Below are 13,995 nucleotides of genomic sequence, written 5' to 3'. Positions count from 1 at the left end.
TTCGACCCCGCGCACCGTCGTTCACACCCTCGCCTCCCGCACTTCGTCCACATTCCGATGCCGCCGCTTGCCCGAGCCGGCCGGACGAAGGGGACAGGTGTGGGGCGGGGCGAGGCGGCCGGTGGGCCCCTTGCCGACCCTGTGCGGTCCGCCACGCTCGGCGGTGCCTTGGAGCTCGGCCCCGCGCGGGCCGCTTTCCCCGCGTGTCAGAGGTCCTTCGCGAAGCACAGGCTCAGGTCGTGGAAGCGGTAGTAGCCGAACTTCGCGCAGGGCTCGTAGCCGCTGGAGGTGTAGAGGGAGACGGCCTCGGGCTGCTTGGTGCCGGTTTCGAGGACCATGCGGGTGCGGCCGGCGGCGCGGGCGTCGGACTCCAGCGCGGCGAGCATGCGGCGGGCCAGGCCCAGACCGCGTGCTTCGGGGGTGACGTACATCCGCTTGATCTCGGCGTCGCCGTCCAGGTTGCCCTCGTCGTTGGTGTCCTGGCTGCGCCAGCCGCCCGTGGCAAGGGGTCTGCCGTGCGGGTCGTAGGCGATCAGGTACAGGCCCCTCGGTGGCAGGAAGTGTGCCGGGTCCATGTGGGTGGCGTCGCCGTCGTCGCCGTAGCGGACGCTGTACTCGGCCTGTACCTCGTCGTTCAGCTTGACGGCGTCGGGGTGATCGAAGGGCATGGGGCGGATAATCATGCCCTGCATCGTACATCTATGCATGATTTCCTTCGGGACGGCAGGGACCGCGGGCGTCCGGAATCGCGGCGGCCGGGACCGCGGGCGTCCGGGGTGATCTGTGCCGAATCCGGACCCCGTCCACGGTACGGGTATCGTGCCCGGGTGCTGACTGTGACCTCTGTGAATGTGAACGGGCTGCGGGCCGCCGCGAAGAAGGGCTTCGTCGAGTGGCTCGCCGGGACCTCGGCGGACGTGGTGTGCCTGCAGGAGGTGCGGGCCGAGCCCGAGCAACTCCCCGAAGGGGTGCGGCAGCCCGAGGGGTGGCACGTCGTGCACGCCCCGGCCGCCGCCAAGGGGCGCGCGGGGGTCTCGCTCTACAGCCGGCGTGAGCCCGACCGGGTCCGGATCGGCTTCGGGTCGGCCGAGTTCGACGGCAGCGGTCGGTACGTCGAGGCCGACCTGCCCGGTGTGACCGTGGCCAGCCTCTACCTCCCCTCCGGCGAGGTCGGCACCGAGCGGCAGGACGAGAAGGTGCGGTTCATGGGGGAGTTCCTCCCCTATCTGAAGGAACTCCGGGAGCGGGCCGCCGCCGACGGTCGCGAGGTCGTGGTCTGCGGCGACTGGAACATCGCCCACCGCCAGGCCGACCTCAAGAACTGGCGGGCCAACCAGAAGAACTCCGGGTTCCTGCCGGAGGAGCGGGCCTGGCTCGGGCAGGTCCTCGACGCGGGGGACGGGGGGTACGTCGACGTCGTGCGTGACCTGCACCCCGAAGTCGAGGGGCCGTACACCTGGTGGTCGTACCGGGGGCGGGCGTTCGACAACGATTCGGGATGGCGCATCGACTATCAGGTGTCCACGGCCGGGCTCGCCGCCAAGGCGGTCAAGGGGTTCGTGGAGCGGGCCGCGACGCACGCGGAGCGATGGTCGGACCATGCGCCGGTGACGGTCGTCTACGACCTGTGAGGCGGCCCCGGCGAGCGACCCGGGTCCCGCGTTCCTGACGCTCCGCGCCGAGCACCCTCGGTTGTTCGATCGCTGTGCGGACATACTCCCTACCGGCGGACGGTGCATACCGGTCGGAGGGGGAGTCGTGCAGGGGCAGGGGCAGGGGCAGGGGCAGGGGCAGGCGCAGGAACGAGGGCAGGGGCCGGACAGTCACAACGAACTCGGCGGCGTCGTGCACGGGCCCAGCGTGCAGGCCGCCGTCGTGTACGGCGGAGTGCAGGTCCGGACCGTCGCTCCGGCCGCTCCGCGGCCGCCCGCGACGGTGCCGTGGCAGCTTCCTCCCGCGGTGCCCCTCACCGCCCGCACGGCCGAGATCGAGCGCCTGGAACACCACCGCGCCTCGTCTTCCCGCCGAGGGCATCCCGTCCTCGCCGCCGTGAGCGGCCTCGGAGGGGTGGGAAAGACCGCCCTCGCCCTGTCCTGGCTGCACGGGCTGCGTGCGGACTTCCCCGATGGTCAGCTGTATGCGGACCTGGGCGCCCAGTCGCCGTCGGGGCCGGCCGACCCCGCCGAGGTGCTGAGCGGATTTCTGCGGGGGCTGGGAGTGCCGCCGCGGCAGGTGCCCCACGGCCTTGAGGAACGGGCCGCGCTGTACCGGTCGTTGACCGCCGAGCGCGCGCTCGTGGTCCTGCTCGACGACGCGGACACGGCCGCCCAGGTACGGCCGCTGCTGCCGGGCGGACGGACCCTCACCCTGGTGACCGGTCGGCGGCGGATGTCGGGTCTGGCGCTCGAAGGGTGCTACCAGCTGCAGTTGGAACCCCTCGCTCCTCAGGCCGCGGTGGAACTGCTCGCGGCGACCCTCGCCGACGACCGCGTGGCCACCCAGTCCGACGACGCCCGGGCCCTGGTGGCTCTGTGCGCCGGGCTGCCGCTCGCCGTGCGCGTCGCGGGCGCACGGCTCGCCGCACGGCCGGGTCGGCGGATCGGCGCGATGGTGCGGGCCCTCGCCGCCGAGCGGGGGAGACTGGACGGGCTCGCGATCGAGGGCGACCGGGGCGTGCGGGCCGCGCTGGACCTGTCGTACCGGGGACTGCCCGAGACGGCGGCCCGGCTCTACCGGCTGCTCGGCGTGCACCCCGGCAGGGAGTTCGAGGACACCGTCGCGGCGGCGGTCCTGGCCGGCGTGCCCACCGCCGACCGGACGGAATCCGGGGCCGCCTCCGGGCCGCCCGGCGGCGGTAGCGCTGCCCGTCACTCCGGCGCGGAGCACGCGCTGGAGAACCTTTACGACGCCCATCTGTTGATCGACGCCGGCGAGGACCGCTACCGCTTCCACGACCTCGTCCGGCTGCACGCGGTGGAGAAGGCCGCGCAGGACGAGTCCGAGGCGGCACGGGCGGCCGCGTTCCGCCGGGTCGCGGACCACTATCTGGCCACCGCGACTCGGGCGGAGAGGGCCGTCGAGCCGTATCACCCACTGCGTGCGCGTTCCTACGGCCCCGGGCCGGTGGTCGAGGGGGACCCGGGCCCCGGACCACGGGCCGCACTGGACTGGCTGGAGCGTGAACTGCCCCAGCTCATGGCCGTGCTCCGGCGCGCCAGGGCGGCGGGCGCGCCGGAGACCTGCTGGCAGCTCGCCGATGCCCTGGGGCCCCTCTTCATCCGGCGCAAGCACTACGACGAGTGGCTCGCCGCGTACGAGGAGGGGCTGGCGGCGGCCCGCGAGGTGGGCGACACCGAGGCCGTGTGCCGCATGCTCACCTCCGGGGGCCAGGGCGAACTCGGGTGCGGCAGGCACGGGCGGGCGCTGGAGATGTTCGAGGAGGCGTCCCGGCTCTTCGCCTCCCTGGGCGACCCGCTCGGCCACGCCCGCACGCTCAACTACGCGGGTCTGGCCCACCAGCGCCTGGGGCAACTGGATGAAGCGGCCGCCCTGTTCGCCCGTGCGGCCGTCGAACTCCCCCGACACGGGGACGAACGCGCGGGCGGACTCGCCCGGCTCAACGCGGCCGACGTCGACCTCGCCCTCGGCCGTCCGCGGCAGGCCGCCGAAGGGGCTGCCGCGGCACGGGCCGTGCTGCTGGACGCGGACGACCCCTACAACGCCGCCCGCGCGGCCACGTTGCTCGGCCGGTCCGCCCTCTCACGAGGCGAACACGAGGAGGCGGAACGACTGCTCTCCGGAGCGCTCGCCGATCTCGGCGCCGTGGGAGCGGATTCCGAGACGGCCCGGGCGCTGCACGCGCTGGGCGCGGTGGCCGAGGGCCGGGGGCAGCGTGCTCTCGCCCGGGACCGCTACGAGCGGGCGCTCGCGCTGGCGGTCGCTGCGAACCAGCCGGGACAGGCCGACGAACTGCGCGAGCGACTGCGACTCGTGGCCGGGGCCTGAGGCCGGGAGCCGGGAGCTGAGGCCGGAAGCCCGAGGCCGGGAGCCGGGAGCCGGGAGCTGGGAGCTGGGAGCCGGGAGCCGGGAGCCGGGAGGTGGGAGCCGGAGGCCTGAGACCGGGAGCTGGGAGCCGGAGGCCTGAGGCCGGGAGCCGGGAGCTGAGGCCGGAAGCCCGAGGCCGGGAGCCGGGAGCCGGAAGCCTGAGGCCGCGAGCCGCGAGCCGCGAGCCGCGAGCCGCGAGCCGCGAGCCGGGAGCCGGAAGTCTGAGGCCTGAGGCCTGAGGCCTGAGGCTTGAGGCCTGAGGCCGGGGTGGTGCTGGATGGGGGGCGTGGGCGGGCGGTCGCACGTACGACCGCTCGTCGACGGCCGTGGCGACGCCGCCCGGTCCGGCACGAACGACACGAACGCCCCGGCCGGGCCGACGGCGCGCACGGCCCCACGTACCGGCTCCCCAGCCGCATGCACCTCCCGGCTCCACCTCCCGGCTCCACCTCCCGGCTCCACCTCCCGGCTCCACCTCCCGGCTCCACCTCCCGGCTCCACCTCCCGGCTCCACCTCCCGGCTCCACCTCCCGGCTCCACCTCCCGGCTCCACCTCCCGGCTCCACCTCCCGGCTCCACCTCCCGGCTCCACCTCCCGGCTCCACCTCCCGGCTCCACCTCCCGGCTCCATCTCCCGGCTTCACGACCCGGTCTCACGCCCCGGCGCCGTCGGGTGCCCCGTACCGGACCAGGACCGGCGGCGCCGCCGCCTCCGGGGCGAGGCGGGCGACCGGAGCGCGCAGGCGCAGCTTCCGGTAGAGGAGGGCGCGCATCCGCCGGGCGAACCGGCCCGGTTCGGAACTGATCCGGGCCGCGACGCGCGCGTACCGGTCCGGGCGGTAGGCGACGGAGCTCTGCCGCAGCTGGCGGAGCAGCGGCCGGTCCGTGTCGATCCACGGCGCCAGCGAGCGCAGCTCGGCCATCGGCGACGAGGGATCGAGGTCCGTGTCTGGAGAGCCGGACGTCAGCAGCCGGGCGCCCGTCATCGTCCCGTACAGCGACACGGAGCCGTGGTCTCCCACGATGTAGTCGGCCGCGACCACCGCACCGCTCCATTCCGCGTGCTGGCTGACCAGCCCGATGCCGCATCGGCTCAGCTCGGCGAAGGCGCTGCGGATGTGCCATTCGCTGTGGGCGTTCCAGACGTTGGAGTGGAGCATGACCACGACGCGGAACTCCTCCCGGGGCAGCTGGGCGGTCAACTGTTCGAGGAGGCCCCAGTGGCGTCCGAGCAGGGAGTCGGGTCCCCAGGTCGAGCAGACGAGGACGAGCTCCTGCCAGGGCGCCGCGCCGAGCGCGCGCCGGTACAGGTCCCGTGCGGGCAGGCTCGCGGCGACGCGGTCGTAGCAGGGGTCCCCGACCACCTCGACCACCGGCAGTGCCTCGGGGCACTCCCGGCCCAGACGGGTCCTGTCGTCCTCGTGGGCCAGGACGATCGCCGCGGGCACCACCACCCCGTCGCGGATCAGCCACTGCCGGCCCAGTCCGTACACCTCGCGCACGGCGGGCAGCCGGACGCGGCGGTCCTGGGGCAGGGAGACCCGTCTGTTGTACGAGGCGCCGTGCGGGAGCACGATCACCGGCACGTTCAGTTCGTGCAGACTTCCGTAGCTCGCGGCCAGCGCGAGGTCGAAGCGTGTGTGCACCGCCTGGCCCCAGGGCACGACGAGCGCCCGGGTGTCGTCCAGGAACTCGTCCACGCCGTGGTTGAAGACGTCACCGGCCACCGTGAACATGACCTGCACCCGCGGATCCCCCTCCAGCAGCCGGACCGCGTCGAGCAGCCGGCGGGCGGAGGTCACGGTGTGCACCACCGCGAGCACACGCTTGCGGATGCGGAAGGTCGCCCAGCGCTCGACATCCAGACGCAAGGGCACGGCAGGGCGCCGGTCGGCGTCCGGCATCAGCAGACTCATCTGAACTCCCCCGTGGATCAACCGAGTTGAGAGGTGGCCGCCTCCGGTTGGTGCGCGGCCACAGACCTGGGTATCCCCGGGAGGCTGGACGCCGGGCTTGCAGAAAACTTGCACCTTCCCGCGCGGATTTCCCCACACCGCCCTGTGCGCCCCTTCGCGCGACTGTGCGCCCTGCCTTGCACCTCTGTTCCTTCCGGCGGGGTGGCGACAGTGAGACACGAGGTGGACAGATGTGCGATCCACCGGCCGCCCGTGCGGAGACCGCCGGCGCGAGGAAAGCACGACCGCGGAAGACGCCTGGACGAAGCGAACCACCTGGGGGAAGTGGTGCACCTTCTTGCGCTCGGGCCGCTCGAACTGTGGCACGAGGGACGGCAGTACCCGCTCGGATCTCTGAAGGAGCGCCGGGTGCTCGCGGTCCTCCTCTACGCCCAGGGCGATCCCGTCGCCGTCGATACGCTCGTCGAACGGGTCTGGGACGACGACGAGGTACCGGTGACCGCCGTGGAGACGCTGCACACCTACCTCTCCCGGCTGCGCAACCGGCTGCGGCGCGCCGTCGGTGACCGGGCCCTGCTGGAGCGCCCGTCCCCGCGCCGCTACCGGCTGCGCGTCCAGCACGCGGACGACGTGGACTTCGTACGGCTGCAGCGGCTGCGCGGCGAGGCCCGCGCGGCGGCCGGGCGCGGGGACCGGGAGTACGCGGTCGGGCTGCTGCACAAAGCCGCCTCGCTGTGGCGGGGGGAGCCGTTCGCGGAGTTCACCGGCGACTGGGCCGCGTCCGCCCGCGCGCGGCTGACCGAGGACCACCGCCGGGTCCGGGAGGAGCGCATCCGACTGGAACTGGAGCTGGGCCGCCACGCCGATCTCCTGGGCGAACTCCACGAGCTGGTCTCCCTCGACCCGCTGGCCCAACAGGCCGTCACCGCCCTGATGCTGGCCCTGTACCGGTCCGGCCGGGACGGCGAGGCCCTGGCCCTGTACCGCACGACGCGCACCCGGCTGAACGAGGAACTCGGCATCGACCCCGGCACGGAGCTGCGGGAACTGCAGCTCCGCATCCTCGGACAGGACCCCACCCTGCGGGAACTGCCCCCCGCGGCCGACGGACTCGGGGCCGGCCGGGGCGGTGCCCGGGGGGCGACGGACCCGGCGGCCAGGCATCCGGGAAGCAGCCTGCCGCGTGACACCAGGGACTTCACCGGCCGCGCGAGTGAGATCGACATGCTGCTCGCCGACCGGGGGCCCGGCGACAGCGGCACCGCGCTGCCGGTCACCGTGGTGCACGGCATGCCCGGTGTCGGCAAGTCCGCGCTGATCGTGCACGCCGCGCACCGGATGCGCGGACGCTATCCGGACGGTCAGTTCTATGTGGACCTGCGTGCCTACAGCGACCAGCCGCCCTGCGACCCCGCGGACGCGCTGGCGTTCCTGCTGCACACCGTCGGGGTCCCCGATCCGCTGCCGGTCACCCTGGACGAGCGGACCGCGCGCTGGCGCGAGTGGACGGCCCGGCACCGGGTGCTGGTGGTGCTCGACAACGTCCGGGACGCCGAGCAGATCCGCCCGCTGCTGCCCGGCTCCCCGGACTGCCACGCGATCGTGGCCAGCCGCAACCGGCTCACCGAACTGGACGGCGCCACCTCGCTGTCGCTGGACGTGCTCCCGGTGTCCGAGGCCGCCGCGCTCTTCGCCCGGATCGCGGGGGCGGCCCGCGTCTGCGACACCGCCGCCCTGCGCCGCGTCGTGGAACTGTGCGGGCGGCACCCGCTCACCCTGCAACTGCACGCGAGCCGGTTCCGGCACCGGGACACCTGGGATCTGGAGTACGTCGCGGACCGGCTGGACGGCGCCACCGACCGGCTGGAGGAGTTCGACGAGCGGGTCGCCGCCGCCCTGGAGATGTCCTGCGCCGACCTGGACGCCTCGGCGCGCAGACTCTTCCGTGGGCTGGCCCTGCACCCGGGCCCCGACATCACCCTGGAGGCGGCGATGGCGCTCTCCGGCGATGTCGAACCGGGTGCGGTGCGCCGTGCCGCCGAGTCGCTGCTGGACCGTCACCTGCTGGACGAGCCGGTCCGGGACCGCTACCAACTGCACGACCTGGCACGCGCGTTCGGCGGCCGGCTCGGCCGCCGGGAGGATCCGCCGGCCGAGCGCCGTGCGGCCCTGCGGCGGCTGATGTCCTACTACCTCACGGCCGCCGACCGGGCGGACCGGCTCGCCCATCCGCGTCGCCGCAGACGCCACGTCCCGCCGGAACTGGTCGCGCCGATCGGCCCCGGCTTCACGACGGCCCCCCACGCCGAGTCCGCCGCCGACGAGGCGTCGGTGTGGCTGACGGTCGAGCGGGGCAACCTGCTGGCCGTGGCGCGCACGGCCGCGGCGGAGTTCCCCGAGTTCGCCGCCCTGTTCCCGCACGTCCTGGCCCACTCCCTGCAGCGCTGGGGGACGCACGACATCACCGCCGAACTGCAGGCCGCCGCCCTGACCGCGCTGCGCGCCGGCGAGGACCGGTCGGCCCTGGCCCGGACGCTGGTGGAGCGGGCGAGCGTGCTGGCCCGGGAGAACCACGGCGCGGCTCTCGCCGCCGCGACCGAGGCGCTGGCCCTGTTCGACAAGCTCGGCGACACCCGGGGGCGGGCCGACGCGTCGCTGGAGATCGGCCGTGCCCATCTGGGGGCGGGGCGCGGCGAGGCGTGCCTGCGGGAACTGGACCGGTGCCTGGTGCTCTACCGCACTGTGGGCGACCGGCACGGAATAGCCGCGACCCTCAATGTGCAGGGCACGGCCCGGGTGCACAGGGCGGAGTACACCGAGGCGACGCACTGCTTCCGGACGATGCTGGGCATCAACCGGGAGCTGCGCGACCGTCACGGTGAGGCCGTCGCATGGAACAACCTCGGGGACATTCGGCTCGCTCTGGGACTCCACGACGAGGCCCGCTACCACTACGAGCACGCCCTGGCCCTGATGCGCGAGATCGGCGGGAAGAAGGAGCTCGCGATTCTCGACACCAACCTCGGTGCCGTGTACGCCGCGACCGGTCAGTCGCAGTGGGCGCTCTCCTGTTTCCGCCGGGCTCTGGCGAGCCATCGGGCGGGCGGGGACGCCATCGGTGAGGTCAACACCCTGATCTCCCTGGGCGAGACGTGCGCGGGTGCCGGGCGCACGGCGGAAGCCCTGACGCACTTCGGTGCGGCGGAGGAGGTCGCCCGTCGTATTGACAATTCGTACGAGCGGCAGAGGGCTCTCCTCGGAATTGCCGACACGCATTACCGGGAGAGGCGGTGGGGCATCTCGCTGGAGACCTATCGGAACGCGCTGTCCATCGCGCACGAGCACGGGTATTCCCTGTGCTCGGCGCGCGCACTGGCCGGTATTTCCCGAGTGGGCCTGCGCATGCACGACATTCGGTCCGCCCGAGCCCACGCGGAACGCGCGCTGGCGGTGTACCGGAGGCTCGGGGCGGACGGGGAGGCGGCTGAGCTGCACCGCCTGTTCGACGACTGGGGTGCTACCGGCTCCTGAGGGCCGGCGGGCCTACCAAATGCACTCGGCGTGCGCCGAGGTCATGTTCATGACGAGAATAGCGGCGGTGGCGAAACAAACGGCGAGCGTGCGCACTTCTCTCCCGGTCGAAAAAGTATCAGAAAGTGGAACGTCAGATCGACGTTTGAGCTTACGTTAGCTCACTTGGCGATCAGTCGAATCGATTCTGCTCACTCGTTCGAGTGAATGTGACGCCCGCGGGGACTATTCGCCCCCTATTTATTTGTCGACTTCCTCAGTCGCCTGTCCAGCGCCAGCGACAGCTCCGCCTCCGTCACGCTCTTGGCCAACGGGCGGAGGCGGTGGAGGTCTTCGGGGGTGCGGCCGGGCTGGGTGAGGATGAGGTCGGTGAAGAGGGTGGCCAGGGCGTCGGTGTGTTCGCGTACGCGGCGGCCGACGGCGAGGACGTCGGCGAGGGGGACGCCCTCGCGGACCAGGGCCGCCGAGACGTCCAGGAGGCGGCGGCTGATGTGCACGATCTCGCCGCCGTCGGTGGCGAGATAGCCGAGGTCCAGGGCGGCGGCGAGGTTCTCCGGGGTCGACTGGTCGCCGAAGTGGTCGGCCAGTTCCTCGGGGGAGAGACGGACCGGGACCTCCTCGGTGGGGTCCCCGAGGCCCAGCAGGTCGCCCACGTCGCGGCCCTGGTCGAAGGCCTCGGCCAGCTCGGCGATCCCGCTGAGCGTGTGGCCGCGCTCCAGCAGCGCCGAGATCGTGCGCAGCCGGGCCAGGTGGGTGTCGTCGTACCAGGCGATACGGCCCTCGCGGCGGGGTGGCGGGATCAGTTTGCGCTCCCGGTAGAAGCGCAGGGTGCGTACGGTGATGCCGGCCTTCCCGGCCAGCTCCTCCATGCGGTACTCGTGTCGCTCGCCGTCTTCTGCCACGCGCGCAGCCTATGTCGTACCGCTGGTAACTCCAGAGTGCCTGACCCCTACCCATCGGTACGGTCCTGCCCTACGCTCCCCACTGCGCCAGTGATTACTGGCGCGGACGTGGGGTGCGAACGCGGTGTGCGCACGCGATGAGGCGTGGAGGTACCGGATGGCCGGGCAGGGGCAGGGCGGGCGGGAGCGGGTGCCGCATGTGCGGGTGGCGGTGGTCGGGTCCGGGTTCGGCGGGCTCGGCGCGGCCGTGCGGCTGCGGCGCGAGGGGATCACCGACTTCGTCGTCCTGGAACGGGCCGGTGCCGTCGGCGGCACCTGGCGCGACAACGACTACCCCGGGTGCGCCTGTGACGTACCGTCCCATCTGTACTCGTTCTCCTTCGCGCCCCACCACGCGTGGCCGCGCGCCTTCTCCGGGCAGGAGCACATCCGGGCCTATCTGGAGCATGTGACGGACGTCTTCGGACTGCGGCCGCACATCCGCTTCGACTCCGAGGTGCTGAGGATGGCCTGGGACGGGGAGCGGCTGTGCTGGGACATCGAGACCAGCGGCGGGCGGCTCTGCGCCGACCTGGTCGTCTCCGCGACCGGCCCGCTCTCCGATCCGCGGATCCCCACCGAGGCCGAGCTGCCGGGGCTCGGCACCTTCCCCGGCAAGGTCTTCCACTCCGCCCGCTGGGACCACGACTACGACCTGCGCGGCAAGCGGGTCGCGATGATCGGCACGGGGGCCTCCGCGGCCCAGATCGTGCCGGCGATCGCGCCCGAGGTCGGCCGGCTGACCCTCTTCCAGCGGACCCCGCCGTGGGTGATGCCGCGGGTGGACCGGGGCATCGGCGGCGTCGAGCAGTGGCTGCACCGGCAGCTGCCCTTCACCGCGCAGGCGCGGCGCGGCGTGCTGTGGGGCGTCCGGGAGCTTCAGGTGCAGGCCTTCACCAAGCGCCCCAAGGTGCTGGGCCTGGTGGAGCGGGTGGCGAAGCGGAACCTGGCCCGCGCGGTGCGCGACCCGGAGCTGCGCGCCCGGCTCACCCCCGACTACCGCATCGGCTGCAAGCGCATCCTGCTGTCCAACACCTACTATCCGGCGCTCACCCGGCCGAACGTCGACGTGATCGCGTCCGGGCTGGCCAAGGTCGACGGCTCCACGCTGGTCGCCGCCGACGGGTCCGCCGCCGAGGTCGACGCGATCGTCTTCGGCACCGGGTTCCATGTCACCGACATGCCCATCGCCGACCGGGTCGTGGGCGCGGACGGCCGGACCCTCGCCGAGGCGTGGGGGGACGGCGGGATGCAGGCGCTGCGCGGGGCGTCGGCCGCCGGGTTCCCGAACTGGATGACGATCATCGGGCCCAACACGGGCCTGGGGAACTCCAGCATGATCCTGATGATCGAGTCCCAGCTGAACTACATGGCGGACTTCGTACGGCAGTTGGACGTGCTGGGCGGCCGGGTCGCCCTGGACGCCCGGCCCGCCGCCGTGGCGGCCTGGAGCCAGCGGGTCCACAAGCGCATGGAGCGCACGGTCTGGAACACGGGCGGCTGCACCAGCTGGTACCTCGACGCCGACGGCCGCAACACGACCGTCTGGCCGGGCACGACGAGCGAGTTCCGGAGTGCGACCCGGCGTGTCGATCTGAGCGAGTACACGGTGCTGCGGGCGGCCCGGCCGGGTACGGAGAACGAGGAGACGCCCGGGACGGGCGACCTGGCGAAGGTGGAGGCCGGAGCGTGACCCGACTGACCCATGTGAAGCACGGGCCCTACGCGCCGCCCGTCGCCGTAAGGGAGTTGGCGGCCGTGTCCGCCGACGGGGCGCGGCTGCACGTCGAGGTGCACGGCCCGCAGGACGCGCCGGCGGTGGTGCTGGTGCACGGCTGGACGTGTTCGACGGCGTACTGGGCGGCGCAGGTGCGGGACCTCGCCGTCGACCACCGGGTCGTCGTCTACGACCAGCGCGGCCACGGCCGCAGCCCCGCCTCCGCCGTGTGCAGCGCGGACGCCCTCGCCGACGACCTGGAGGCGGTGCTCGCCGCGACGCTCGCGCCGGGTGAGAAGGCGGTGCTGGCCGGGCACTCCATGGGCGGGATGACGCTCATGGCGGCCGCCGGGCGGCCGGGCCTGCGGGAGCACGCGGCGGCCGTCCTGCTGTGCAGCACGGGCAGTTCGAAGCTGGCCGGCGAGTCGCTGGTCGTGCCGATGCGGCCCGGACGCGTACGCACCTGGCTCACGGAGAGGGTCCTCGGCGCGCGGGCGCCGCTCGGGCCGGTCACGCCGGTCGCCCGGCGCATCCTCAAGTACGCGACCATGGGCCCCGGCGCGTCGCCGGTGATGGTCGAGGCGTGCGCGCGGATCGTGCACGCGTGCCCGGCCCGGGTGCGGCACGCCTGGTCGCATGTCCTCGCCTCGCTCGATCTCGACCAGCGCGTCCGGGAGTTGACGGTGCCGACGGCCGTCGTCGTGGGCACGGCGGACCGGATGACCCCGCCCGTGCACGCGCGGGCGCTGGCCGCCGCGCTGCCCGACTGCGTGGGCGTGAGCGAGCTGACCGGCGTCGGACACATGGCTCCGGTGGAGGCGCCGGAAGCGGTCAGCGCCCGCATACGCGGGCTGGCCGCGCTGTATGTACGTGCCGGGCAGGACGAGTTGGAGGAGGCGGGCGCATGAGCGACGGCAGCACATTGCGGGGGCGGGTCGCGGTCGTCACCGGGGCCGCGCGGGGCGTCGGGGAACTCCTCGCGCGCAAGCTCTCGGTGCGGGGGGTGAAGGTCGCGCTCGTCGGCCTCGAACCGGACGAGCTGAAGCGGGTGTCGGAGCGGCTGTACGCAGACTGCGCGTACTGGCACGCCGACGTCACCGACCACGAGGCCATGGCCCGGGTCGCCGAGGAGGTCAAGGAGCGGTTCGGACGGGTCGACATCGTCGTCGCCAACGCGGGCGTCGCCAACAGCGGGCCCTTCGTCGACTCCGACCCGGAGTCCTGGCGGCGGGTCGTCGAGGTCAACCTCGTCGGATCGGCCGTCACCGGGCGGGCGTTCCTGCCGGCGCTGATCGAGAGCCGGGGCTATCTGCTGCAGATCGCCTCCCTCGCCGCGATCACCCCGGCGCCGATGATGACGGCGTACTGCGCGTCCAAGTCGGGCGTCGAGGCGTACGCGCACTGTCTGCGGGCCGAGGTCGCGCATCAGGGCGTGGGTGTCGGGGTCGGGTATCTGTCCTGGACGGACACGGACATGGTGCGGGGCGCCGACAAGGACGAGGCGCTGCGGGAGTTGCGGGAACGGCTGCCGTGGCCGGCCGGGAAGACGTATCCGCTGGGACCGGCGGTGGACCGGCTGGTCGCCGGGATCGAGCGGCGGTCGAGTCATGTGTACGGGCAGTGGTGGCTGCGGGGGATGCAGGGCGTACGCGGGTATCTCCCGGGGCTCATCGGGACGTTCGCGCCGCGCGAGGTGCGGCGCATGGAGCCTCGGCTCCGCGGGGTCGCCAAGGGGCTGGTGGGGGCCGGTGGGGCCGCGGACGAGCGGACGCGGGGGGCCGGGGCGCCGGACGCCTGATGACCGAGCGTGACTGATCGACATGCGGGGCGTGTTCGTGCGTGTTTG

Annotated in this window: 9 protein-coding genes; 6 read left to right on the top strand and 3 right to left on the bottom strand. The window is 73.3% G+C overall.

Annotation, left to right across the window (positions count from 1 at the left end; all coding sequences use genetic code 11):
- Positions 1-206 precede the first annotated feature (206 nt).
- A complete protein-coding gene (locus tag STRBO_RS0136105) occupies positions 207-683 on the bottom strand; it encodes a GNAT family N-acetyltransferase (protein WP_028797046.1) in 477 nt (158 codons plus the stop codon).
- A 153-nt stretch (positions 684-836) separates the two neighbouring features.
- Here STRBO_RS0136105 and STRBO_RS0136100 point away from each other — a divergent pair, with 153 nt between their 5' ends.
- Positions 837-1,631 carry an exodeoxyribonuclease III gene (locus STRBO_RS0136100; RefSeq protein ID WP_028797045.1) on the top strand — a complete coding sequence of 265 codons (795 nt, stop codon included), beginning with the start codon at positions 837-839 and terminating at the stop codon, positions 1,629-1,631.
- A 127-nt stretch (positions 1,632-1,758) separates the two neighbouring features.
- A complete protein-coding gene (locus STRBO_RS0136095) occupies positions 1,759-4,005 on the top strand; it encodes an ATP-binding protein (RefSeq protein WP_005485918.1) in 2,247 nt (748 codons plus the stop codon).
- 692 nt (positions 4,006-4,697) lie between these two features.
- On the opposite strand, the gene STRBO_RS0136090 is transcribed toward STRBO_RS0136095, so the two are convergent.
- Complete coding sequence (locus STRBO_RS0136090) at positions 4,698-5,960, bottom strand: hypothetical protein (protein ID WP_005485911.1); 1,263 nt, start codon at positions 5,958-5,960, stop codon at positions 4,698-4,700.
- A 324-nt stretch (positions 5,961-6,284) separates the two neighbouring features.
- Between STRBO_RS0136090 and STRBO_RS0136085 the strand changes: the two genes are divergently transcribed.
- Complete coding sequence (locus STRBO_RS0136085; protein ID WP_005485910.1) at positions 6,285-9,491, top strand: AfsR/SARP family transcriptional regulator; 3,207 nt, start codon at positions 6,285-6,287, stop codon at positions 9,489-9,491.
- Between the two features lie 236 nt (positions 9,492-9,727).
- Here STRBO_RS0136085 and STRBO_RS0136080 read toward each other — a convergent pair whose 3' ends face one another.
- Complete coding sequence (locus tag STRBO_RS0136080) at positions 9,728-10,360, bottom strand: MerR family transcriptional regulator (RefSeq protein ID WP_020115628.1); 633 nt, start codon at positions 10,358-10,360, stop codon at positions 9,728-9,730.
- A 190-nt stretch (positions 10,361-10,550) separates the two neighbouring features.
- On the opposite strand from STRBO_RS0136080, the gene STRBO_RS0136075 reads away from it, so the two are divergent.
- From STRBO_RS0136075 to STRBO_RS0136065, 3 genes are read left to right on the top strand one after another with little or no spacing between them, the layout of a single operon-like run.
- The gene (locus tag STRBO_RS0136075; RefSeq protein ID WP_005485908.1) at positions 10,551-12,125 is read left to right on the top strand and encodes a flavin-containing monooxygenase; all 1,575 of its coding nucleotides are present in this window, start codon (positions 10,551-10,553) and stop codon (positions 12,123-12,125) included.
- Positions 12,122-13,057, top strand: coding sequence for an alpha/beta fold hydrolase (locus tag STRBO_RS0136070; RefSeq protein WP_005485907.1), 936 nt, complete (start codon positions 12,122-12,124; stop codon positions 13,055-13,057). The genes STRBO_RS0136075 and STRBO_RS0136070 overlap by 4 nt, the downstream gene beginning before the upstream one ends.
- Complete coding sequence (locus tag STRBO_RS0136065; protein WP_005485906.1) at positions 13,054-13,947, top strand: SDR family oxidoreductase; 894 nt, start codon at positions 13,054-13,056, stop codon at positions 13,945-13,947. The genes STRBO_RS0136070 and STRBO_RS0136065 overlap by 4 nt, the downstream gene beginning before the upstream one ends.
- The last annotated feature ends 48 nt before the right edge of the window (positions 13,948-13,995 follow it).

The organism is Streptomyces bottropensis ATCC 25435, assembly GCF_000383595.1.
Lineage (GTDB): Bacteria > Actinomycetota > Actinomycetes > Streptomycetales > Streptomycetaceae > Streptomyces > Streptomyces bottropensis.
The sequence above is the reverse complement of the archived record's forward strand: the minus strand, read 5'-3'. Positions and strand labels throughout refer to the sequence as shown.

Excerpts from the sequence above, each read along its gene's own strand:
- STRBO_RS0136105 (WP_028797046.1), bottom strand. The coding sequence starts at position 683 with ATGATTATCCGCCCCATGCCCTTCGATCACCCCGACGCCGTCAAGCTG.
- STRBO_RS0136090 (WP_005485911.1), bottom strand. The coding sequence starts at position 5,960 with ATGAGTCTGCTGATGCCGGACGCCGACCGGCGCCCTGCCGTGCCCTTG.
- STRBO_RS0136080 (WP_020115628.1), bottom strand. The coding sequence starts at position 10,360 with ATGGAGGAGCTGGCCGGGAAGGCCGGCATCACCGTACGCACCCTGCGC.
- STRBO_RS0136075 (WP_005485908.1), top strand. The coding sequence starts at position 10,551 with ATGGCCGGGCAGGGGCAGGGCGGGCGGGAGCGGGTGCCGCATGTGCGG.
- STRBO_RS0136065 (WP_005485906.1), top strand. The coding sequence starts at position 13,054 with ATGAGCGACGGCAGCACATTGCGGGGGCGGGTCGCGGTCGTCACCGGG.